Genomic DNA, 23,233 nt, shown 5'->3' on the forward strand with positions numbered 1-23,233 from the left:
GCTTGTGGGCGCGGATCGCGCGCATGTGGCAACCAAGGGTTGTGCGGGGCGAGCTGAGGTTCTCGCCCCGCACAACCTGGGTGTTTACTGCTGCTGTTCGGTGTTGAAGCGATTGGCGATCGTGTCGGTGGAGGTGGTTCCGGCCCACACACGGACGCTGTCGAGAGAGCCGGGGAAGTAGCGCGCGGCGGCGCCGTTGATCTTCGCTCGGCCGATCTCGAAGGCTCCGCTGCCCTGCCACGGCGCGGTGTAGGGGATGCCGTCCCCATCGCCCATCAGGGCGTTGTCGACGTAGAGCTTGAGCGCGCCGAGCTTGGACGTGTCGTCGGGGTCGGCAGGAGCCTGGGCGTCGTACACGATGGTCAGCATCGTGGGAACGCCGAGCTGTGCCGTGGTGGCCGCCGTCGCGGTGCTGGTGGTCCAGGTGGCGCCGGTGCCGTCCTTGTTGGGACGGCCGAAGGTCCAGCGTCCCTGGGTGCTGCCTGTGGGTTGTTCGTACCAGACTCCCCACGCGGACTGGCTGGTGCCGGACTGGCCCATGACCTGCACCGCGTACGCCTTGCTGGTGTCGGCGAGCTTGGCCGGGTCCAGGGTCACCCAGGCGGTGGCGGTGAACGAGCCGGTGTCGTCAACGACCGGGCCGGTGGCAGTGGCGTAGGCGCTGGTGCCGTTGAGGTTCATGGTCTGGGTGGTGGTGACCTCCTCACCGATGTCCGGGTCACCGTGGGTGATCGTGGCCAGTGCCGCGCCGTTGAGGGTCAGGTTTCGGGCGAAGCCGCTGGTGTCCTTGACCGTGGTACCGGTCGCGTTGGCCGTGTCAGTGGCGTCCCACTTGGACACCAGGGCGGGGACCGGATCTCCGGCGGTGCCGTCGCTGAGGTCCTCGTCCTCCAGCCAGGCATCGTGAGCGACTTCGGTGTCCGCTAGGGCGCGAGACCAGACCTTCACCTCATCGATCGTTCCGGAGAAATTCTCCTTGCCCGCGCCGGTGTACCAGAGCCGTCCGACCTGCAGACCCCCCGATGCCTTCCACGGGGTGCTGAAGGCGACCGGGCTGCCCTGAGGGACGCCGTTGACGTAGAGCTGGACGGTCTGGGAAGCAGCGTCGTACACGCCGGCCAGGTGGGTCCAAACGTTCAGCACCGGCGGCCTGGCGCTCAGGGAACGGACGATGACCGGATCCGTCACGTCGCTCTGGTGACGGTTGAAGATCCAGGCGTTGTAGCTGCTGGAGTAGTACAGCTGGAACCCGGAGGCGTTCGTCCCCGCCTGCGACACAACGCTGTAGTTGACGTCGTTCTTCGTGAGTCGTGCCCAGGCCGACACGGTGAACGACTTGGTGGTGTCGAGCACGGCTCCTGACGTGGACAGGTACGAGGTCGTGCCGTTCAACTTCGCCGCTCCCGTCCCGCTGCGGGACAGCACGTCCCATGCCGCGCCGGACGAGGTCAGCGGGTGCTGCGTGGCCGTGGTGGAGTCGGTGAGCGTGTTGTCGAGATGCCAGATCCCCGACGGCTGTTCAGCTCCCTTGACCAGGAAGCTGTAGGTGGCCGTGAGCGAACTGTGCTGGGCCGCGTCATAGCCCCAGACCTGGATGGTGTTCTCACCAGCCTGGTTGGGGGTGATGGTCTGCGTGGTGGCGGTGCCCTTGGCGACCGGGATGGGGCTGGAGATCGCTCCGCTGTTGAGCTTCCACTTGAAGCTGGTGACGTCCGATTGGATGCCGGCAGTGGTGGGGTTGGTGTCGCCGGGCGTGAAGGTGAACTTGCCGGGTGTACCCACGCCGCCGGCCGCCGGGGCGGTCTCGGACGGCTTGTAAACGCCGTCCGCGCTCGTCACCACGGGTTTGGGCGGTGAGTCGGTGTCGACGCGGAAGTAACACCACGACGACCAGGCCGAGTCCAAGACACCTGTGGCCCCCCGGTCCGTCTTGTAGTACGCCTGGGTCTTGACGCGCATGCGGTAGTCCGTCTGCGGGGTCAGGGCCGTGGAGGTTGTCCCTGTGCGGGGAGCGTTGTCGGCGACCCAGGTGCCGTCGGGCGAGTACCCGGACCAGGTCCGGCTCGATCCGTCGGCCTTCCACACCTCGAACGCGGCGCGCAACTGTGCGTTGGAGCCGTCCGCGGACTGGACCGTGGCGAGCGACTTGGGTGTGGTGTCGCTGGTGGCGTACGGGATCGTGGATGCGTTGCAGGCCCGGCCCGTGGTGCCGTCCTGGACGCCGTAGGAGGTCGGCTTGTCGGGGTAGGAGACATAGGTGACCGACAGCTTCGCGTCGTCACGGAAGCGGGCCCAGGCGGCGGCGTTCGACTCATCGTGCGCGGTCAGCGAGAAGGTGATCTGCGAGGTCTTGTTCGCCGCATAGGAGGCGAGGGTCGTCGTCAGGTTCTCGTTGGTCTCCTCGTCCACGTTGTCGCTGAAGCGGACCCAGTTCGCAGGCTGCGAGGGGCTGCACAGGCTGCCCCGTCCGTAGGCGACCTTCCTGTCGCCCATCAGGTCCACCGCGGTGGGGCGGGAGGACCAGGTGGTGCTGGAAGAGATGCCCTTGTCCACGCGGCTCAGGTCGTACCACTGCGGATCACATGTGAAGGTCCACTCCTGGTACACCTCCATCGTGGCGTCGAGAATCTTCTTTCCATGGATCGAGGAGAGCGGGTACTCGAAGTACAGGCGCTGGGTGTAGGGGCTGTTCGAACAGAGGTAGCCGCCGTAGTTCGAGCAGCGCCCCACGCCCTTGTCCCCGTCGAACTCCCAGAACTTGTCGCCGTCCGAGGACAGGGCCGTCCAGTCACCCAGCGCGATGCCCTTGGTGGGCGGATCGATGTACAGGGGGAAGACGGTGTCCTTGCCGTGCAGCAGGTCGAGATCGGGCTGGATCTGCAGCGTCGTGTCCGTGACCTTCAGCGGGACCTCGGCCGCGGCATCACCACTACTGGGCCCCTCGGCCGGAGCCGGCTCGCCCTTGGCAGCGGGAACCGGCGTCTCGTCCGTCGGCTCATCGGCCGCATCCACGGACGACGTCGAGCGCGTCACCTTTTGTGCGCTGGGGGCCGGGGTGTCGCCGGCCGAGTCCCACATGCGCCCCGCCGGGCTCTCGAACACCGGCGAACCGTCGCCGTCCCGTGCGACGAAGCCGCCGTCGGCGGTCGCGGCAACGTCCAGGCCCTTGCCCGCGACGGACAACCGGATGGACTCGAGCGCCGGGTTCTGCGCCGCCTCGGCCGTCTTGACCACCAGAACCGAGGTGTAGCCGGTACTCAGCGCCGTCAACTTCAGATCCACGTCCGGGAGAACGGACGGGTAGGTGGCGGTTGCGCCGTCCAGCTTGGGCTCGGGCAGGGCGGTAGGCCAGCCGAGCTTCAGCTCACGGCCACCGTCGTTCAGGATGACCAGACCCGCACCGCTGCCTCCGCCCGAGAACTCGACGCCGGCAGTGGTGTTCTTCGCCCGGACCGCGCCGTCGGCACCGCGCGCCAAGGTCGTGTCGAGAGGCGCCCACGCACCATCGTCGCCACGCGCGCGCACCGGAGCCGCATTCATCTCTTGCGTGAACGTGCCGTCGGGGTTGGCGAACGCCTGGGACGACTCCGTCGTCGCGCTCTCCACAGCGACGCGTTCACCGCTCCGAGCCGCCAGCGCACTCGCCGCCGACTCCGTGGCGGCACTCCTCGCGACAGCGTCCCCCGCACTGCCGCCTGGTACGGCCGAGGCCAGACCTGCGCCGATGCCCGGCACCGCGCCGCCCAACAGCGCAACCGTGATGGCGCCTCGCCACACCGTTCGGCGCCAGCCCAACCCTCTGCGTGCGGGCACGCCCCCACCCCATCCCTAAGAACTTGGTAAGAAACCGAAGAAACTGTGAGGATGATGTGGTGGTCTAATCCAATGGTCAAGAGTGACCTATATCACGGCAGATCCGTAGAGCGTCTTGCGGAACGCGGCGCCCACAACCGCTTCTACCAGGCGTTCGTGACGCGCAGTCAAGCTGCACCCAGCGTCATCACGAGCGATTGCAAGCACGAAACCGACCAATGACTCCATCCTGCGCGGTCGCTCCACAGCTCCCTCAGCTCCACGCGTTCAGCAGGCGTACACAACGTGACGATCAACGCCGCATGAACGACCGCAGGACACTCCCGCACGAGACACATGCCCTGCTGCACCCTGCTGCCGCCCAGTAAGTTTTTGCTCCCACTTGACCAGCGCCGAGGCGTGCAGACTCACCCCTCCGGTCACGGCCACTTCGAGGACAGACCCCAGGCCGTGTGCGCACAGTCCCGTCCGCTCAGCGACGTGCCCTCAGTCCTTGGAGACGTCAGGCAAAGCGACGTCTCCAAGGACTGAGGGCGCTGCAGGTCACAGGCTTGGGGTTCCCACAGTCATTTGGGATGGATCACAAGCCTTCCGACCGTTGCTGACATCTACGAGATGCACCGACGCTCCCGACTCACAGGCCGGACAGGGGCCCTCGCTGACGAGACAAGGACAGGGGGAATGTGCACCTACAGTTCTACGCGGCGGCCCGGGTGCTCAGCCGAAGTACGCGTCGAAGTTCTTCTGGAACTCCCAGTTGTTGAAGCGGTCCCAGTTCACCGACCACGTCATCAGGCCCCGCAGGCCCGGCCAGGTGCCGTGGGTGGTGTACGAGCCGCAGTCGGTCTTCTTGGTGAGGCAGTTCAGGGCCTTGTTCGTCTCGGCCGGGGAGACGTAGCCGTTGCCCGCGTTCGTGGAGGCCGGCATGCCGATGGCGATCTGGTCGGGGCGCAGCGGCGGGAAGACGTTGTTCGCGTCGCCCGCGACCGGGAAGCCCGTCAGGAGCATGTCGGTCATGGCGATGTGGAAGTCGGCGCCGCCCATGGAGTGGTACTGGTTGTCGAGGCCCATGATCGGCCCCGAGTTGTAGTCCTGGACGTGCAGCAGGGTCAGGTCGTCGCGCATCGCGTGGATGACCGGGAGGTAGGCGCCGCAGCGCGGGTCCTGGCCGCCCCACTTGCCGGTGCCGTAGAACTGGTAGCCGTTCTGGACGAAGAAGGTCTCCGGAGCCATCGACAGGACGAACTTGTCGCCGTACTTGGCCTTGAGGGTCTTCAGCGCCGAGATCAGGTTGACGATCACGGGGGTCGTGGGGTTCTTGAAGTCCGTGTCGTTCGCGTTCAGGGACAGGCTGTGGCCCTCGAAGTCGATGTCGAGGCCGTCCAGTCCGTACTCGTCGATGATCTTCGAGACGGACGAGACGAAGGTGTCGCGGGCCGCCGTCGTCGTGAGCTGGACCTGGCCGTTCTGGCCGCCGATGGAGATCAGGACCTTCTTGCCGGCCGCCTGCTTGGCCTTGATGGCCGCCTTGAAGTCGGCGTCCGACTCGACCGTCGGGCACTCGGTCGCCGGGCAGCGGTTGAAGCGGATGTCGCCCGAGGTGGTGGAGGTGGGTTCGCCGAAGGCGAGGTCGATGACGTCCCAGCTGTCGGGGACGTCGGCGAGGCGGGTGTAGCCCGCGCCGTTGGCGAAGCTCGCGTGCAGATAGCCGACCAGGGCGTGGGTCGGGAGGCCCGTCGAGCCGCCTCCGCCGCTCGACCCCTGGGCCGTCGTCGCCGTGACCACGGCGGACTTGGCGGACTCGCCCGCGTCGTTCACGGCCGCGACCTGGAAGCTGTACGCCGTGGCCGGGGTGAGACCGGAGAGGGTGGCCGACGTGCCGGTCACCGTGCGGGACTTGGTGCCGTTCGTGTAGATCGCGTAGCTCGTCGCGCCGGAGACCGCGCCCCAGGACAGGGCCACGCTGGACGAGGTGACCGAGCCGGCCGTCAGGCCCGTCGGGGCCGCGGGCGGGACGGGCGCCTGCGCGCCGGGGCCGAGCAGGGTGATGTCGTCGGCGTTGTAGGCCGGGGTGCCGTACCAGCCATGGGTGTAGAGCGTGACCTTGGTCGTGGACGGGCCCGTGCGGAACGTCGTCGTCAGCTTCTGCCAGTCGGGCGCCGACTGGGTCCAGGTCGACACGTCGGTGGTGCCGGTGCCGCTCGCGCCGAGGTAGACGTAGCTGCCGCGGACATAGCCGGACAGGGTGTAGGCCGAGTCGGGTTTGACCGTCACGGTCTGCGTGCACTGGGCGTTGTCGGCCGCGGTCGGGGTGGCCTGCAGGGCGGAAGTGCCGCTGTGGACGGGCGAGTTCACCGTCCTGCCGGTGTTCGCCGTACAGGTCCAGCCGTCGAGGGACGACTCGAAGCCGCCGTTGCGGGCCAGATCGGTGTCGGCCGCGTGGGCGGTGGTGGACAGGGCGGTGAGGCCGGTCGCGGCGAGCGCGGCGGCCGTGAGACTCGTGAGGAGTCTGCTCCGTGAGCGGACAGCGGGTCTGGGACGGGCCATGGGTGCCTCCGGGCAGGGCGGGGGGACGAGCACGGTGGAGTGCGCCAAACTTGGTCCAGACCAATTCGGTTGTCAAGGGTTCCGTCGCCTCTATTCCCCCGCGTCCCGCGCCAGTTGGGCCGCCGCCTCGTGCATCGCGAGCTCCAGCAGGCCGGGATCCGTGAGGGTGCCGGAGCCGTCCGGCGGCACCAGCCAGCGGACACCACCGGTGGCGCGGCCCGGATACGGCACCACGATCCACGTGCCGGGCCCCGCGCCGCGCACGCCCGTGCCGAGCCAGCGGGCCACGGTGCCCGCGGGCACGAAGAAGCCCATACGGGCGTCCCCGAAGTCCGCGAGGACCGGTCCCGGGCGGTCGATGACGCGGGTGAGGACGTCCAGCGTGGGGTAGCCCAGCTCGCCCGGCAGGATCAGCACGTCCCACTGCTTGCCCGCGGGCAGCAGCGCCACCCCGAGCGGATTGCGCTCCCATTCCCAGCGGCAGGCCTCCGGATCCGGCGCCACCGCCACCAGCCACTCGACCGCCGACCTGTCCCCCGAACCAGTCATGGCGGGACCTCCCTCTTCGCTCCGACACAGTTGGTCACGAGCGAGAGCGGGCCGCGGCGCGGGCATTACGCGAGTTCGGGCGACTTCTTGGTGGTGAACCGGGTCACACCGCCCCACCAGGGCGTACGCCGGTGGATCGAGGGCGGGGTGCGGGGCGGCGCCGGCACCGGGAGTCGGTCCAGCTCCCTGTGGCGCCGCCGCCCGGAGGCCGGGTGGCGGCTGTACTTCCCTCAGGGGACGCCGACGGACGAGCGACCCGGGTCAGCTGTCGAAGCCGAGGCCCAGGCCGTCCATCGCCTTCAGCCACAGGTTGCGCCGGCCGCCGTTGTCGTCGGCGCGGGCCAGCGACCACTTGGTGAGCGCGATGCCGGTGGACGCGAAGGGCTCCGGCGGGAACGGCAGCGGCTTCGTGCGGACCATCTCCAGCTCGGTGCGTTCCGTGCGCTCGCCCGACAGCAGGTCGAGCATCACGTCCGCGCCGAAGCGGGTCGCGCCGACGCCCAGGCCGGTGTACCCGGCGGCGTAGGCGACCCGGCCGCCGTGGGCGGTGCCGAAGAACGCCGAGAAGCGGGAGCAGGTGTCGATGGCGCCGCCCCACGCGTGGGTGAAGCGCAGGCCCTCCAGCTGAGGGAAGCAGGTGAAGAAGTGGCCCGCGAGCTTCGCGTACGTCTCCGGGCGGTGGTCGAGCTCCTCGCGGACGCGGCCGCCGTACGGGTAGATCGCGTCGTAGCCGCCCCACAGGATGCGGTTGTCGGCGGAGAGCCGGAAGTAGTGGAACTGGTTGGCCGAGTCGCCGAGGCCCTGCCGGTTCTTCCAGCCGATCGAGGCCAGCTGCCCCTCGCTCAGCGGCTCCGTCATCAGCGCGTAGTCGTACACCGGGACCGTGTACGAGCGGACCCGCTTGACCAGGGACGGGAACACGTTCGTCCCGAGCGCGGCGTGCTGCGCGAAGACCCGTCCGTACGGGGTGCGGACCGCCACTGCGGTGCTGCGGGAGGCGAGTTCGGTGGCCGGCGTGTGCTCGTAGATGCGTACGCCGAGGTCGAGGCAGGCCTGTTTGAGGCCCCAGGCCAGCTTCGCCGGGTGCAGCATGGCGACGCCTCGCCGGTCGTACAGGGCGCCGAGGAAGGTGGGCGAGTCGACCTGCTCGCGGACCTCGTCCGCGTCCAGCATCTCCAGGCCGTCGGCAAGGCCGGCCTCGCTCAGCTCCGCGTAGAACTCGCGGAGTTCGGCGACCTGGTGCGGCTGCGTCGCCACGTCCAGCTCGCCGGTGCGCTCGAAGTCGCAGTCGATGGAGTAGCGGGCCACCGCGTCCTCGATGGCGTCGAGGTTGGCGGCGCCCAGCTCCTCCAGCTTCTTGATCTCCCCCGGCCAGCGGGAGAGCCCGTTGGCCGTGCCGTGCGTGAGGGAGGCGGCGCAGAACCCGCCGTTGCGCCCGGAGGCGGCCCAGCCGATCTCGCGGCCCTCGACGAGGACGACGTCCCGGCCGGGGTCGCGCTCCTTGGCGATGAGCGCCGTCCACAGCCCGCTGTAGCCGCCGCCGACGACGAGCAGATCGCAGTGCTCGTCGCCGGTGAGGGCGGGGCGGGGCTCGGGCCTGCCGGGGTCGTCCAGCCAGTACGAGACGGGCTTGGCGTCGGCCAGCGACGCGGTCCAGCGGTTCATGGCTCCAGCGGCCATGATTTCAACTCCCTCAGGAACTGCTTTTCAGGGACGGCCGTGTGCTCTACGCGGCCGTCTTGTTCTTGCGCTTGCCGACCATCATTCCGGCAAGCACGCACAGTACGGCGACCAGGAACATGGCCGTACCGATGACATTGATCTGAACGGGCGTACCGCGCTGCGCCGATCCCCACACGAACATGGGGAACGTCACGGTCGAACCCGCGTTGAAATTCGTGATGATGAAGTCGTCGAAGGAGAGCGCGAAGGCGAGCAGCGCGCCCGCCGCGATGCCGGGCGCCGCGATCGGCAGCGTGACCCGCAGGAAGGTCTGCGCGGGGCCCGCGTACAGGTCCTGGGCGGCCTGCTCGAGGCGCGGGTCCATCGACATCACGCGCGCCTTCACGGCCGTCACCACGAAGCTCAGGCAGAACATGATGTGGGCGATGAGGATCGTCCAGAAGCCCAGCTGAGCGCCCATGTTGAGGAAGAGCGTGAGCAGCGAGGCCGCCATCACGACCTCCGGCATCGCCATCGGCAGGAAGATCAGCGAGTTGACCGCGCCGCGCGCCCGGAACCGGTAGCGCACCAGCGCGAAGGCGATCATCGTGCCGAGGACGGTCGCGCCGATCGTCGCCCACAGCGCGATCTGCAGGCTCAGCGACAGCGAGCCGCACATGTCGGCGACGCCGCACGGATTCTTCCAGGCGTCCAGCGAGAACTGCTGCCACTCGTAATTGAAGCGGCCCTTGGGCTTGTTGAAGGAGAAGACCGTGACAATGACGTTCGGGAGGAGCAGATAGGCGAGCGTGAGCAGGCCCGCTATCACCACGAAATTCTTCCGCAGCCAGCGCATCAGACGAGGTCCTCCGTTCCGGCACGGCGAATGTAGACGGTGACCATGACGAGAATGGCCGCCATGAGGATGAAGGAGAGGGCCGCCGCCGTCGGATAGTCGAGAATGCGCAGGAACTGCGTCTGGATGACGTTGCCGACCATGCGGGTGTCGGTGGAGCCGAGCAGGTCCGCGTTCACGTAGTCGCCGGCCGCCGGGATGAAGGTGAGCAGGGTGCCGGAGACGACGCCGGGCATCGACAGCGGGAAGGTCACCTTGCGGAAGGTGGTCGCCGGGGACGCGTACAGGTCGCCGGCCGCCTCGTGCAGCCGGCTGTCGATGCGCTCCAGCGACGTGTAGAGCGGCAGGATCATGAACGGCAGGAAGTTGTACGTGAGGCCGCACACCACCGCGAGCGGTGTGGCGAGGACGCGGTCGCCCTCGGTCATGCCGAGCCAGGTCGTGACGTCGAGGACGTGCAGGGTGTTGAGGGCGCCGACGACGGGCCCGCCGTCCGCGAGGATCGTCTTCCAGGCGAGCGTGCGGATCAGGAAGCTGGTGAAGAACGGCGCGATGACCAGGATCAGCACGACATTGCGCCAGCGGCCCGCACGGAACGCGATCAGGTAGGCGAGCGGATAGCCGAGCAGCAGGCACAGGATCGTGGCGCAGCCCGCGTACAGGACGGAGCGCAGGAACTGCGGGTAGTAGTCCGACAGCGCGTCCCAGTACGTCGCGAAGTGCCAGGTGACCTTGAAGCCGTCCTCCAGCGATCCCTGCTGCACCGAGGTCGACGCCTGGTAGATCATCGGCAGGGCGAAGAAGACGACCAGCCACAGGATGCCGGGCAGCAGCAGCCAGTACGGGACGAGGCGGCCGCGGCTGCGGACCTTGCGGGGCTGCTGTGCCGGAGCGGGCGCCGCCGGGGGCGCGTCGGTGACAGTGCTCATGCGGCGGCGCCCTCTGCGTTCTCCGAGACCTTCTCCACGCCCGCCTCGGCGTCCTGCGCGGCGTCGAGGCCGAAGGTGTGCGCCGGGTTCCAGTGCAGGACGACCTCGGCGCCGGGCGCGAGGCGGCTGTCGCGCTCGATGTTCTGGGCGTAGACCTCGAACTCGTCGCAGAGCGGGCTGTCGATGACGTACTGCGTGGAGACGCCGATGAAGCTGCTGTCGGCGATGCGGCCGGTGATCCGGTTGCGGCCGTCGGGGATGGTGCCCGCGTCGTCGGCGTGGGTGAGCGAGATCTTCTCGGGGCGTACGCCGAGCAGGACCTTGCCGCCCGTGGCGGTGGCGGCGGAACATCGCGCGGTGGGCAGCACGAGCTTGCCGTCGCCGGCCTTCAGCGTCAGGTCCTCCCCGGCGCGGCCCGCGATCTCGGCCTCGATGAAGTTCGAGGTGCCGAGGAAGTTGGCGACGAAGGTGGAGCCCGGGTTCTCGTACAGGTCGGTGGGGGCGCCGAGCTGTTCGACGCGGCCCTGGTTCATCACGGCGACGGTGTCGGCCATGGTCATGGCCTCCTCCTGGTCGTGCGTGACGTGGATGAAGGTGATGCCGACCTCGGTCTGGATGCGCTTGAGCTCCAGCTGCATCTGGCGGCGCAGCTTGAGGTCGAGGGCGCCGAGCGGCTCGTCGAGCAGGAGCACCTTGGGGTGGTTGATCAGGGCGCGGGCCACGGCGACGCGCTGCTGCTGGCCGCCGGAGAGCTGGTGCGGCTTCTTGCGCTTGTGCTCGCCGAGCTGCACCAGGTCGAGCATCTCCTCGACCTGCTTCTTCACCGACTTGATGCCGCGGCGGCGCAGGCCGAAGGCGACGTTCTCGAAGATGTCGAGGTGCGGGAAGAGCGCGTAGGACTGGAAGACGGTGTTCACCGGCCGCTTGTAGGGCGGCAGCGCGGTGACGTCCTGCTCCCCCAGGTGAACCGTTCCTGTCGTCGGTTCCTCCAGGCCCGCGATCATGCGCAGCGTGGTCGTCTTGCCGCAGCCGGAGGCGCCGAGCAGTGCGAAGAACGAGCCCTGGGGCACGGTGAGGTCCAGCGGCTGTACGGCCGTGAACCCGTTGTCGTACGTCTTGCTGATCCCGGTGAGACGGACGTCGCCGCCGTGGTCGGTCGTCATGGTGAGTCCAAGGAGTCTGAGGGCAGGGGCAGTTGGGGGCGCGGGCCGGGACCGGCTCAGCCGCCGGTGAGCTGGGCGAACTTCTCCTCGAACGAGGTCTCTTCCTTGGCGGTCAGCGAGCGGAAGCCGTGCGCCTTGGCCGCCATCGCCTTGTCGGGGACGATGAGGGGGTCGTTCGCGACGTCCTTGTCGATCTTCGCGAGTTCCGGCTTGACGACGCCGGTGTCGAGCGGGGTGACGTAGTTGATCCAGGCGGCGAGTTCGGCGCCGACGGCGGGCTCGTAGTAGTAGTCGATGAGCTTCTCGGCGTTCGTCTTGTGCCGCGCCTTGTTCGGGACCAGCAGGTTGTCGGTCGACGAGATGTAACCGGCGTCCGGGATCGCGAACTTGACGTGCGGGTTGTCCGCCTGGAGCTGGACCACGTCACCGGCCCAGGCGAGACAGGCCGCCAGGTCGCCCTTACTGAGGTCGGCTATGTAGTCGTTGCCGGTGAAGCGGCGCACCTGCTTCTTGTCGACGGCCTTCTGGACGCGGGCGATCGCCGCGTCGAAGTCGTCGGCCTTGAAGTCGCGCGGGTCCTTGCCCATGTCGATCAGCGTCATGCCGATGGTGTCGCGCATCTCCGAGAGCAGGCCGACCCGGCCCTTGAGCTGGGGGTCGTCGAGGAGCTGCGAGACCGAGGTGATCTCTTTGCCGCCGGTGGCCTTCGTGTTGTACGCGATGACCGTCGAGATGCCCGTCCAGGGGTAGGAGTAGGCGCGGCCCGGGTCCCAGTCGGGGTTGCGGAACTGGGCGGACAGGTTGGTGTACGCGTGCGGCAGGTTGGCCGGGTCGAGCTTCTGCACCCAGCCGTAGCGGATGAGGCGGGCGGCCAGCCAGTCGGTGAGGACCATGATGTCGCGGCCGGTGTCCTGGCCCGCGGCGAGCTGCGGCTTGACCTTGCCGAAGAACTCGACGTTGTCGTTGATGTCCTCGGTGTACTTGACCCGGATCCCGGTGCGCTTGGTGAACGCGTCCAGGGTGGGCCGGTGCTTCTCGTCGTCGCTCATGTCGATGTACTCGGTCCAGTTGGAGAAGTTGATCGTCTTCTCCTTGGCCGAGTGGTCCTCGGACGAGATGCCGCCCTGCGACGTGCTCGCGGCCGGGATGCCGCAGCCGCTCAGCGCCCCGAGGCCGCCGACGGCGAGCGCGCCGCCCGCCGAGGCGCGCAGCAGCGAACGGCGGGACAGGGCGGCCCTGCCATTCCGGAAACTCCGCCGCACAGCCGCCACTTGGGCCGGGGACAGGCGGTCGGGCTCGTACTGCTCCATGCGCGTGGTGCCCTTTCGGGAGGCCCTTACGGGAGGTGGGGCGGCCGCTGGTCGGGCGGCCTGGTTTCTATCGGTCCCCGAAGATCGTGCGGTGCCAGTCCTTCCTGGCGACCGCGGTGTTGTCGAACATGACGTGCTTGATCTGCGTGTACTCCTCGAAGGAGTAGGCGGACATGTCCTTGCCGAAGCCGGACGCCTTGTAGCCGCCGTGCGGCATCTCGCTGAGGATCGGGATGTGGTCGTTGATCCAGACGCAGCCCGCCTTGATCTCGCGGGTGGCGCGGTTCGCCCGGAACACGTTGGTCGACCAGGCCGAGGCGGCGAGGCCGTAGGGGGTGTCGTTGGCGAGCCGGATGCCCTCGTCGTCGCTGTCGAAGGGCAGCACCACCAGGACGGGCCCGAAGATCTCGGACTGCACGATCTCGCTGTCCTGCGCGGCGTCGGCGATGAGGGTGGGCCGGTAGTAGGCGCCGTCGGCGAGGGCGCCGCCGGGGGCCTCGCCGCCGGTGACCACGCGCGCGTAGCCGCGGGCGCGGTCCACGAAGCCGGCGACGCGGTCGCGCTGGGCGTGCGAGATGAGCGGGCCGAGGTCGGTGTCCTCGGCGAACGGGTCACCGAGGCGGATCGTCCCCATCAGGTCCGCGACGCCCGACACGAAGGCGTCGTAGAGGGGGCGCTGCACGTACGCGCGCGTGGCGGCGGTGCAGTCCTGCCCGGTGTTGATGAGGGCGCCCGCGACGGCGCCGTGCACCGCGGCCTCCAGGTCGGCGTCGTCGAACACGACGAACGGGGCCTTGCCGCCGAGCTCCAGGTGCAGCCGCTTCACGGTGGCGGTGGCGACCTCGGCGACGCGCTTGCCGACGCCGGTGGAGCCGGTGAAGGAGGTCATGGCGACGTCCGGGTGTCCGACGAGGTGCTCGCCCGCGTCCCGGCCCGCGCCGGAGACGACGTTGACCACGCCGTCGGGGAGCCCGGCCTCGGTGGCGCACTGCGCGAAGAGCAGCGAGGTGAACGGGGTCAGTTCGGCGGGCTTGAGGACGATGGTGTTCCCGGCGGCGATGGCCGGCAGCACCTTCCAGGCGGCCATCTGGAGCGGGTAGTTCCAGGGGGCGATGGAGCCGACGACGCCGATGGGCTCACGGCGTACGTACGAGGTGTGGTCCCCGCTGTACTCGCCCGCGGACTGGCCCTGCAGATGCCGGGCGGCGCCCGCGAAGAAGGCGGTGTTGTCGACGGTGCCCGGGACGTCGAACTCGCGGCTCAGCTTGATGGGCTTGCCGCACTGCAGCGACTCGAGCCGCGCGAACTCCTCGGCCCGCTCGTCCAGCACGCCCGCGAACCGGTGCATCGCGTCGGACCGCTCGCCGGGGGTCGCCCCGGCCCAGCCGGGGAAGGCGTCGCGGGCGGCGGCGACGGCGGCGTCCACGTCCTGCGCGCCCGCGAGCTCGTACGTGTACACGTCCTTGCCGGTGGCCGGGTCGACGACGGAGTGGGTCCGGCCCGAGGTGCCCTTGACCAGACGTCCTGCGATGAAGTTCGCCCCGTCGGCGAAGCGCTCCTGCGCGGCGGCGGCGACGGCTTCGGCCCGGATGGGGTCGGCCGGGGTGGGGTTGTGCATGAGTGCTCGCTCTCGCTCTCCTGCGCCGGCGGCCCGTCCCGCAGGGGCCGGCGTGGCTCCAGCTCGATTTGAGTGCCGATCCTGACAGAGCTGTAGTACGTCAACAAGTGATTCCGTTGTTGCCTTTTGGTTACGCGACGGAATCTGTCGACCAGGTGTCGAGTCCCCCTGGAAAACCCAGGACGGAGTGTCCGTGGTGCGTGCCAGACTCGCGTGCATGGAGATCATGGGGGACGAGATGGAGATCGACAGCAGGGAATCGCTGGTGGCGGCCCTGGCCGCGGGAGCACGGGTGAAGTATCTGCACTTCTGGGGGCACGCACCGCGCAAGGACGGTGAGCTGGGGGCGAGTTGCCTGAGTCAGTGGTGGCCTTCGCCGTTCACTGTGGACGGCGTGGAGTACGCGACGGCGGAGCACTGGATGATGGCGGCGAAGGCCCGGCTGTTCGGTGACCGGGACGCCGAGCGGCGCGCGGTGGCCGCGGGGCATCCGTCCGAGGCGAAGAAGGCGGGCCGCCTGGTGCGGGGCTTCGACGACGCGGTGTGGCAGCGGGAGCGGTTCCGGATCGTCGTGGCGGGCAGCGTCCACAAGTTCGCCGCGGACCCGGCCCTGCGGGACTTTCTGCTGGGCACGGGCGAGCGCGTGCTGGTGGAGGCGAGTCCGGTGGACCGGATCTGGGGCATCGGCCTGGCCGCGGACGACGCGGCGGCGCAGGATCCGCGCACCTGGCGCGGGCCGAACCTGCTGGGGTTCGCGCTCATGGAGGCGCGGCGGCGGCTCGCGGCGCAGCCGGCCTGACCGGCGCGCGGGCCCGGGGCGGCGCCCCGGGCCCGGTTCTCGGCCGTGCGGTCAGGCGTTGACCGCGACCAGCAGCACGATGAATCCGATGCCGACGACCAGTCCGAACGAGCCGCAGATGATCCCGGTCAGGGCCTGTCCCGGGTTGGTCGCCTCGCCGCGCCTGGCCTTGCCCCGGCCGATGATGCCGAAGACGATGCCGAGGATGCCGGTGATGATGGCGAGCGGCCACATCAGGCACAGCACGGCGGAGACGATGCCGGTCACCATGCCGGCGACCCCGATGCCGTTGCTCGGCTGCGCGGGCATCCCGCCCGGCCAGCCGTACTGGGGAGCGGCGCCGTACGGCGCGGGCTGCTGCGCCGCGTACCCGTACTGCGGGCCGCTCTGGTAGCTGCCGTACGACGGCAGGCCCGGGCCGGCGGGCGAGACCGGCGGGGGCGGCACCGGACCTCCCTGCTGCACGGGCGGCGCCCCGTACGGCGACTGGGGCGGCTGCGGTGCCTGGGGCGGTTGTGGCGCCTGCGGGGGCTGCGGTGCCTGAGGTACCTGGTGGGCCGGCATCGCCGTCACCGTCTGGCTGTCGTGCAGGCCGCGGGCCTCCTGGGCCTTCGGCTGCTGCTGTGCTGCCGCGTCCTGCGGCGCGGCCCAGGGGTCGTTCCCCTGCGGTGTGGTGCCGCCTGCCATGTGAAGCGCCCCCTTAGTTCGTGCGTCCCGACATGCTACGGGGCCCGTGGCCCGGGCTCCCCGGCGGCCGGGATCCCGCCCGGCCGCGCCCGGGACGCGCCCGCATACGATGCCGGGGACCCCGATCAGCCGATCACCCGAGTTCCTGGGGAGGAATCCGTGAGCCAGCGCCTGCAGACCTTTGTCGCCGGACTGCCGAAAGCAGAACTCCACGTCCATCACGTGGGCTCCGCCTCACCCAGGATCGTGGCGGCGCTCGCCGCCCGGCACCCCGACTCCCAGGTGCCCACCGACCCCGAGGCCCTCGCGGACTTCTTCACGTTCCGGGACTTCGCGCACTTCATCACCGTGTACCTGTCCGTGGTCGACCTGATCCGGACGCCGGAGGACGTCCGGCTCCTCACGTACGAGGTGGCCCGCGACATGGCCCGGCAGAACGTGCGCTACGCCGAGCTCACCATCACCCCGTACTCCTCGACCCGCCGCGGCATCGACGCCCGCGGGTTCATGGACGCCGTCGAGGACGCCCGCAAGGCCGCCGAGTCGGAGTTCGGCACGGTGCTGCGCTGGTGCTTCGACATCCCGGGCGAGGCGGGCCTGGAGTCGGCCGAGGAGACGGTGCGGCTCGCGACGGACGACGCGCTGCGCCCGGAGGGCCTGGTGTCGTTCGGGCTCGGCGGCCCCGAGATCGGCGTGCCCCGGCCGCAGTTCAAGCCGTACTTCGACCGCGCGATCGCGGCGGGCCTGCACTCCGTACCGCACGCCGGCGAGACGACCGGGCCCGGGACGGTGTGGGACGCGCTGACCTACCTGGGCGCCGAGCGCATCGGGCACGGCACCTCCAGCGCCCAGGACCCGAAGCTGCTCGCGCACCTCGCCGAGCACGGCATCCCGCTGGAGGTGTGCCCGACGTCGAACATCGCGACGCGCGCGGTGGCCACCCTCGACGAGCACCCCCTGAAGCAGTTCGTGGACGCGGGCGTGACCGTCACGATCAACTCGGACGACCCGCCGATGTTCGCCACGGACCTCAACAACGAGTACGCGGTCGCCGCCCGTCTCCTCGATCTCGACGAGCGGGGGCTTGCCGAGCTCGCGAAGAACGCGGTGCGCGTCTCCTTCCTCGACGAGCCCGGCAAGGCCCGGATCGCCGCGGAGATCGACGCGTACACGGAGGCCTGGCTCGCCGACGCGTAACACCCGGCGGTCCGGCCGCACCCACCACAATGGGGCCATGCGCACCGTGACTGCCGTGGCCCATCGAGGCGACCCCTACCGTGTCCGCGAGAACACCCTCCCGTCCCTGCGCTCCGCGCTGGACCGGGGCGCGGACGCGGTGGAGATCGACGTCCGTCTGACCCGCGACGGCGTGCCCGTGCTGCTGCACGACGCGACGCTCGAGCGGCTGTGGGAGCACGACCGCCCGCTGTCCGCGCTCTCCGCCGACGAGGTGCGCGGGCTGACGGCGGGCGGGGTGCCGACGCTGGCCGAGGGGCTGAAGGCGACGGACGGCGCCCGGGTGATGGTCGACCTGCCGGGTGCGACCGCCCGGGCGGTCCGCACCGTCGTCGGCGCGATCCGCGACTGCGGCGCCGAGGACCGCGTCTACTACTGCGCGGGCGCCGAGACGATGCTCAAGGTGCGCGCCGCGGATCCGTCCGCCGAGATCGCCCTGACCTGGACGACGCTGGCCCCGCCGCGTCCCGCCCTGCTGGACGCGGTCCGCCCGCGCTGGCTCAACTACCGCTTCCCGCTGGTGAGCCGGGAGCTTGTGGCCCGCGTCCACCGCGGCGGACACCTCGTCTCGGTGTGGACCCCGGACACGAAGCGGTCGATGCGACGGCTGCTCGACGCCGGCGTCGACTCGGTCACGACGAACCGGATCGACGTCCTGACGGCACTGCGCGACGCCTGAGACGCCGGCACTCCCCTAGGGGACGGGCACGGCGCGGACCAGGGTCCGGATCGTCCTTCGCGACGACCTCCCGCGGTCGGGCGCCGCCCAGGATGGTGCGGGTCGGCCCAGCCGGGTCAACTCCCCCACCAGGAGGCTCCCTTGAAGCGTCGTGCCGCCCTCGCCCTGTCCGCATCGCTCGCCCTCGGCGCGGTCGCGGTGCCGCTCGCCGCGGTCCCGGCGCAGGCCCGCCCGGCCGTGGCCGCACCCGCGCCCGGCACCCCGGACGCCAGGGCTCTGGCGGCGGCCGTCGCGGGGCTGCCCGACGCCGACGCCACCGCCGCGCTCGTCCGGGTCGGCGGCAGCGGCGGCTCCTGGCACGGGGCGGGCGGGGTGCACGATCTGGGCTCGGGGCGGGCCGCCGACGAGCACGGCCGCTTCCGGGCCGGGTCGACGACCAAGGTGGTCACGGCCGCCGCGGTGCTGCGGCTCGCCGCGGACGGCAGGATCGGCCTGGACGCCCCGGTGCAGCGCTACCTCCCGGCGCTCTTCCGCGGTACCGCCTTCCACCGGCCCGTCTCCGTACGGCAGTTGCTCAACCACACCAGCGGCATCCAGCCCGGCGACGGCTGGGGCGACACGTTCGCCGACCAGTACGCGCACCGCTTCGACGTCCTCACGCCCGAGCGGGTGGCCGCCTCCGCGCTCGCCAAGGGTCCGGAGTTCCGGCCGGGCCGGCAGCAGCACTACCTGAACATCAACTACACGCTGCTCGGCCTGCTGATCGAGCGGGTGACGGGACGCTCGTACGCGGACGTGGCGACGCGGCTCGTGCTGCGCCCCGCCGGGATGCGCGACACGTCCTTCCCGGGTGACGACCCGGTCATCCACGGTCCGCACAACCGCGGATACCAGCTCGTGGAGGGCGAGTTCGTCGACGTCACGGACTGGGCGCAGGGCGACCGGCAGGCGGCGGGCGACATGATCTCGACGACGGCCGACCTGGAGCGCCTGCTGACCGCGCTGTTCCGGGGGCGGATCGTGCCCGCGCCGCAGCTGCGGGAGATGTTCACCGTGCCGTCCGGCATCAAGGGCGCGACGATGAGCGCGGGCCTGCAGCGCATCGAGTTCGACGGCACGGTGTTCTGGGCCAAGACCGGTTCCCGCTACGGGTACGCGACGGCCGTCGCGGCGACCCGCGATCTGTCCAGGACCGTCGTCTACTCCGTCAACGCCACGGACGCGAAGGGCGAGGAGATGAATCCCGTGGCCCAGCGCATCGTCATGGCCGCCGTGGCGAACAGCTGACCGGACGGGGCACGTCAGCGGCGGGCGGTCAGCCGCCGCGCCACCCCGTGCGAGACGACCGTCGCCGCGGCCGCCCACGCGCCCCCGCGACGGTGGCCCGCTCAGCCGACTCCGGCGGCATCGAGCAGGACGACGACGGTCGGCACCACCAGGCCGGCCGGCGAGTCGGCCCCGATCCCCGCGCGGGCGCTCGCCCCGTCGAAGACCAGCATCAACTGGCGGGCGAGCAGCTCCGGGTCGGCCGCACCGCCGCGCTCCGCCTCGTCGCGGAAGAAGCCGGCCAGGTCCGCCTTGACGCGGCGCGCCACCCGGCTGGCGGGGTGCTCCTCGTCCTTGAGCTCGACCTGGACCGCCAGGAAGGGGCAGCCCCGGTACGTGTCGGCGGAGGCCGCCTCCTCCACCTGTCCGAAGACGTACAGGATCCGCTCGCGCGGGGTGCGGGCGTCGCCCTCGGCGGGCCGGAGCCGCTCGGCGAATCCGGGGGCGCGCCGCTTCAGGCTCTCGGCGAGCAGTTCGTCCTTGCTCTCGAAGAGCTGGTACATCGAGCGCTTGGAGACGCCCGCCGCCTTGCACAGCTCCGCGATGCCGACACCGACGCCGTCGCGGTAGGCGAGCGCGGCGGCCGCGTCGAGCAGCCGGTCGCGGGAGCTGGGCTTCGCCTCTGTGGTCATGGTGCGAGATTACGCGGGACGGCTACCGCGCCAGCTGCGGGTACAGCGCGGCGAGGTCCCCGGACAGGCCCGCCTTCACCTGCCGTGACACGTCGTCCGCGAGCACCTCGTACGCGCCCGACGCGACCCCGTCAAAAGCGGCGGCGGCCACCGCCCGCGCGTCGGACTTCGGGGCGTCGATTCCGGCGGTGAGGTCGGTGTCGACGTAGCCGACGTGCAGCCCGGTGACCTCGATGCCGCGCGGCCGCAGCTCCAGGCGCAGGGAGTTGGTCTGCGACCAGAGCGCGGCCTTGGAGGCGCTGTAGGAGTCCGCGACGCCGAGCCAGGAGAGCACGGAGTGGACGTTGAGGAGGTGACCGCCGCCGTTGGCCTCGATGACCGGCACGAAGGCGCGGGTGACGAGCAGCGGCCCGTAGAAGTTGGTCTCGAACTCGCGGCGCACGTCCTCGACGGGCGAGCCGATGAAGGACGCCTTCACCGAGGCGCCCGCGTTGTTGACCAGCACGGTGACGTCGGGCGCCTGGGCGGCCGCGGCCGCGACGGACGCCGGGTCGGTGACCTCCAGGGCGAGCGGTACGGCGTCGGGGTGGGTCACGGTGCGCGGGTCGCGGGCCGTCGCGTAGACCTTGGCGGCGCCGCGCGCGTACAGCTCCTCGACCAGCGCGGCTCCGATGCCGCGGCTGCCGCCGGTGACGAGCGCGACGGCGTTCTTGAGGTCGGTCATGGCGTACTCCAAGCAGGGATCCGACAATGGGAAACCGATCGGTTTCCAGTAGCGTAAACCGATCGGTTTCCGATCTCAAGCGGGCCTATGTCCCCGTGAGCGCGGTCACCAGCTCGTCCAGGCCGCCGACCCGCAGGTCGAAGGTGTCGGACGCCCCCGGCGGATCCCCGACCGGCCGCTCGACGTAGGCGGTCCGCATGCCCACCGCCTGCGCGCCGCGCAGGTCCCAGGCGTGGGCGGCGACCATCAGCACGCGCTCCGGCGGACAGCCCGCCGCGTCGAGCGCGAGCCGGTAGACCTCCGGCGCGGGCTTGTAGGCGCGAGCGTCCTCGGCGGACAGCGCCAGATGCCAGCGGAGCCCGGCGTGCGCGTCGAGGCGGAGCAGTGTCACGCGCCCGGCGTTCGAGAGCCCCAGGACGGGCAGGCTCCGCGCGAGGCGCGCGAGTGCGTCGACGGAGTCGGCCCAGGGATCCAGGCGCCGGCTCGCCGTGGCCAGCCGTTCGACGGCGACGGGGTCGGTGAGCCCGGCGCGGCCGGCGACGCGGCGGGCCGCCTCGCGATCGATGACCTCGCTGTTGGCGTAGGCCCGGCCGCCGTCCTCGATGCGCCGCTGCTCGTGCTCCACGTGTTCCTGCCACACGGTGAGCAGGGAATCGACGGACGCCGCATCGGCGTCGGGCACCGCCTCGCGGACGGCCGCCCGGAGCCCGCCCGGCTCGTCGACCATCGTGCCGAGGACGTCGAAGACGACGGCCTCGATGTCACCTGTCCCGGACATCCGGTCTCCTGTCTGGTTCGTTCCGGCAGAGAGTTCGCCGAAGAGCTCGTTCGCCGCGTCCGAGGTGAACTGGCGCTGCAGTTCCGCTCGGGCGATCCGCTTGCGGAACTCGCCCTCGTGGCCGGTGAAGCCGGCGTTGTGCATCATGTCGGTGATCCAGGTCGCGAACGCCTGGTAGTTCCAGATGTGGGGCAGGCAGGTCTGCGAGTAGCTGTCGAGAAGACCGGCGTCGCCCTCTGCGCAGCAGAAGGCTGCCGAGCGTCAGGCCGGCGACACCCGCGCCGATGAGGACGACGGCCGCGTGTTCGCGTGATGCCGTCATGGGTGAGCGAGCCTCCGAGCTCGAAGCGGTGGACGGACGCGCGGAGGACGCGAACGACGGTGTGCCGCCCGGGTGGTGCGGCGTTCGGACACCACTGTGAAACCGGGCGGGACCTGCGGACCACCGGCGATCGGACAGCGCATGCCGGAAAGCCGCCAAGCTCATCCGTGGTTGCGCAGGTCCGCCTGATAGCGGCCGGGAGTCTGGCCGACGACCTCGGTGAAGGCAGCGATGAAGCTGGACGGGTTGGACCAGCCGCAGGCCACCGCGGTCTCGGTGACGGACAGCCCGTCGGCGAGGCGGGCCAGGGCGTGATGGATGCGCAGGGTGGTGCGCCACCGGTGGAAGCTCATGCCGAGTTCCGTGTGGAACAGGCGGCTCAGGGTCCGCTCGCTCGCGCCCACCGTCCGCCCCAGCTGCGCCAGGGTGGCGGGACGCGCGGGGTCCTCGTGCAGCAGGCCCGTGGCGGCGCGCAGCCTGTCGTCGTCGGCTTCGGGCAGATGCAGGGAGTGCTCGGCGGCGTCGGCGAGTTCGTCCACGATCACGGTGAGCAGTCGCCGGTGGGCGCCGGGACGCCTCTCCGGCCGGTCGGTCAACGCCAGGATCGCCTCGCGCAGCAGGGGGCTCACCGCGAAGACGCTGGAACGGTCCACGAGCCCGGCGCACAGGTCGACCGGGACGGCGAGGAGGCGGACGTCGGTGCGCCCGTAGAAGCGGTGGGAGTGGGCGAACCGCGGCGGCGTCCAGGTGACCCGGCTGGCCGGGGCGACCCAGGTCCCGCGCTCCGTCGCGGTGGCCAGCGCGCCCGCGGCGGCGTAGACGATCTGCCCCTGGGCATGCGAGGAGGGTCGAGCCGGTAACCGTGCGGCAGCCACGCGCCGCCCTGCAGGGGTGCCTCGTCGGACTCAGAGGACGGTGTCGCGGTGTGGCGGGTTTCCGGCATCACACGCCAGATCACTGGTGGATCGAGGAACCCGGTGGAGCCCACAGTGGCCTCATGAGCATGGGAGTGGGCATGAGCACGAAGGGCGAGTCCCCCCTGGCGTGCGCGGGCGGGCCCACCGCTGTGCTCCGCCCGTGCGTCATGCCCGGCGCGGGTATCCGGGCACGCCTGTCGCTCGGATCAGTCCCTGATTCCGGCGAGGGCCTGCGTGTACTGCTCGTCGGTGACGGGCTCCAGCCATGTGGTGCCGTCGCCCGCACCGTCGCCGATGACCATGGCGATGTGCGCCATGAGCGTGGTGTCGGTACCTCCGTGCCAATGCTCCTCACCGGCCGGGCACTTGACGATCTGTCCGGCGCTGACACGCACGACGCTGCCGTCGCGGGTACCGACCAGGCCGATGCCGTCGGTGATGTAGAGGGTCTGCCCGTTGGCGTGGCGGTGCCAGTCGGTCCGGGCGCCGGGGGTGAAGCGGACCAGAGCGGCGGCCAGGCGGGCGGGCTCGGCCGGGGTCTCGATCATGTTGAGGTAGACGTCGCCGGTGAACCGCTCGGCCGGGGCCTTGGCCGTGGGGGTCGAGGTGATGTGCTCCATGCTGATCTTCCTTGTCGTTCGTGGACGCTGCGGGGCGGGGTGGGTTCAGGACGCGTCGCGCTGCGT

At 70.5% G+C, this 23,233-nt stretch carries 18 protein-coding genes and 1 pseudogene; 4 read left to right on the plus strand and 15 right to left on the minus strand.

Annotation, left to right across the window (positions count from 1 at the left end):
- Positions 1-84 precede the first annotated feature (84 nt).
- The 9 genes from ACQUQD_RS11610 to ACQUQD_RS11650 all read right to left on the minus strand — a co-directional run bounded on the left by ACQUQD_RS11610 (position 85) and on the right by ACQUQD_RS11650 (position 14,447).
- Positions 85-3,606, minus strand: a complete 3,522-nt coding sequence (locus ACQUQD_RS11610) for a LamG-like jellyroll fold domain-containing protein (RefSeq protein WP_428951977.1) — start codon at positions 3,604-3,606, stop codon at positions 85-87.
- A 924-nt stretch (positions 3,607-4,530) separates the two neighbouring features.
- Positions 4,531-6,360, minus strand: a complete 1,830-nt coding sequence (locus ACQUQD_RS11615; RefSeq protein ID WP_428951978.1) for a chitinase — start codon at positions 6,358-6,360, stop codon at positions 4,531-4,533.
- 90 nt (positions 6,361-6,450) lie between these two features.
- Entirely contained in the window at positions 6,451-6,909 is a 459-nt protein-coding gene (locus tag ACQUQD_RS11620; RefSeq protein ID WP_428951979.1) for a hypothetical protein, read from the minus strand.
- A 261-nt stretch (positions 6,910-7,170) separates the two neighbouring features.
- The gene (locus ACQUQD_RS11625; RefSeq protein WP_428951980.1) at positions 7,171-8,589 is read right to left on the minus strand and encodes an NAD(P)/FAD-dependent oxidoreductase; all 1,419 of its coding nucleotides are present in this window, start codon (positions 8,587-8,589) and stop codon (positions 7,171-7,173) included.
- Between the two features lie 46 nt (positions 8,590-8,635).
- Entirely contained in the window at positions 8,636-9,427 is a 792-nt protein-coding gene (locus ACQUQD_RS11630) for an ABC transporter permease (RefSeq protein WP_428951981.1), read from the minus strand.
- Positions 9,427-10,356 carry an ABC transporter permease gene (locus ACQUQD_RS11635; protein WP_428951982.1) on the minus strand — a complete coding sequence of 310 codons (930 nt, stop codon included), beginning with the start codon at positions 10,354-10,356 and terminating at the stop codon, positions 9,427-9,429. Before ACQUQD_RS11635 ends, ACQUQD_RS11630 begins: the two co-directional genes overlap by 1 nt.
- Entirely contained in the window at positions 10,353-11,519 is a 1,167-nt protein-coding gene (locus ACQUQD_RS11640) for an ABC transporter ATP-binding protein (RefSeq protein WP_428951983.1), read from the minus strand. Before ACQUQD_RS11640 ends, ACQUQD_RS11635 begins: the two co-directional genes overlap by 4 nt.
- A 56-nt stretch (positions 11,520-11,575) precedes the next feature.
- Positions 11,576-12,829, minus strand: coding sequence for a polyamine ABC transporter substrate-binding protein (locus ACQUQD_RS11645; RefSeq protein ID WP_428951984.1), 1,254 nt, complete (start codon positions 12,827-12,829; stop codon positions 11,576-11,578).
- A 67-nt stretch (positions 12,830-12,896) separates the two neighbouring features.
- Positions 12,897-14,447, minus strand: coding sequence for a gamma-aminobutyraldehyde dehydrogenase (locus ACQUQD_RS11650; protein WP_428951985.1), 1,551 nt, complete (start codon positions 14,445-14,447; stop codon positions 12,897-12,899).
- A 217-nt stretch (positions 14,448-14,664) separates the two neighbouring features.
- Here ACQUQD_RS11650 and ACQUQD_RS11655 point away from each other — a divergent pair, with 217 nt between their 5' ends.
- On the plus strand, positions 14,665-15,246 hold the full coding sequence (locus ACQUQD_RS11655) for an NADAR family protein (RefSeq protein WP_428951986.1): 582 nt from the start codon (positions 14,665-14,667) through the stop codon (positions 15,244-15,246).
- Between the two features lie 51 nt (positions 15,247-15,297).
- Here ACQUQD_RS11655 and ACQUQD_RS11660 read toward each other — a convergent pair whose 3' ends face one another.
- Positions 15,298-15,933 (minus strand): DUF4190 domain-containing protein, encoded by a 636-nt coding sequence (locus ACQUQD_RS11660; protein WP_428951987.1) that lies wholly within the window; start codon positions 15,931-15,933, stop codon positions 15,298-15,300.
- A 132-nt stretch (positions 15,934-16,065) separates the two neighbouring features.
- Here ACQUQD_RS11660 and ACQUQD_RS11665 point away from each other — a divergent pair, with 132 nt between their 5' ends.
- The 3 genes from ACQUQD_RS11665 (at position 16,066) to ACQUQD_RS11675 (ending at position 19,135) form a co-directional block, all read left to right on the plus strand.
- Entirely contained in the window at positions 16,066-17,130 is a 1,065-nt protein-coding gene (locus tag ACQUQD_RS11665; RefSeq protein WP_428957525.1) for an adenosine deaminase, read from the plus strand.
- 37 nt (positions 17,131-17,167) lie between these two features.
- Positions 17,168-17,848, plus strand: a complete 681-nt coding sequence (locus ACQUQD_RS11670) for a glycerophosphodiester phosphodiesterase (RefSeq protein WP_428951988.1) — start codon at positions 17,168-17,170, stop codon at positions 17,846-17,848.
- 141 nt (positions 17,849-17,989) lie between these two features.
- The gene (locus ACQUQD_RS11675; RefSeq protein WP_428951989.1) at positions 17,990-19,135 is read left to right on the plus strand and encodes a serine hydrolase domain-containing protein; all 1,146 of its coding nucleotides are present in this window, start codon (positions 17,990-17,992) and stop codon (positions 19,133-19,135) included.
- A gap of 101 nt (positions 19,136-19,236) precedes the next feature.
- Here ACQUQD_RS11675 and ACQUQD_RS11680 read toward each other — a convergent pair whose 3' ends face one another.
- From ACQUQD_RS11680 to ACQUQD_RS11700, 5 genes and pseudogenes are all read right to left on the minus strand, one after another.
- Positions 19,237-19,806, minus strand: a complete 570-nt coding sequence (locus ACQUQD_RS11680; protein WP_428951990.1) for a TetR/AcrR family transcriptional regulator — start codon at positions 19,804-19,806, stop codon at positions 19,237-19,239.
- 22 nt (positions 19,807-19,828) lie between these two features.
- Positions 19,829-20,530 (minus strand): SDR family oxidoreductase, encoded by a 702-nt coding sequence (locus tag ACQUQD_RS11685; RefSeq protein ID WP_428951991.1) that lies wholly within the window; start codon positions 20,528-20,530, stop codon positions 19,829-19,831.
- 85 nt (positions 20,531-20,615) lie between these two features.
- Positions 20,616-21,308, minus strand: coding sequence for a haloacid dehalogenase type II (locus tag ACQUQD_RS11690; RefSeq protein ID WP_428957526.1), 693 nt, complete (start codon positions 21,306-21,308; stop codon positions 20,616-20,618).
- 483 nt (positions 21,309-21,791) lie between these two features.
- Positions 21,792-22,573 (minus strand): annotated as a pseudogene (locus tag ACQUQD_RS11695) (AraC family transcriptional regulator).
- Between the two features lie 180 nt (positions 22,574-22,753).
- Complete coding sequence (locus ACQUQD_RS11700) at positions 22,754-23,167, minus strand: (R)-mandelonitrile lyase (RefSeq protein ID WP_428951992.1); 414 nt, start codon at positions 23,165-23,167, stop codon at positions 22,754-22,756.
- Positions 23,168-23,233 lie beyond the last annotated feature (66 nt).

It is taken from the genome of Streptomyces sp. cg35, assembly GCF_050410835.1.
Taxonomy (GTDB): domain Bacteria; phylum Actinomycetota; class Actinomycetes; order Streptomycetales; family Streptomycetaceae; genus Streptomyces.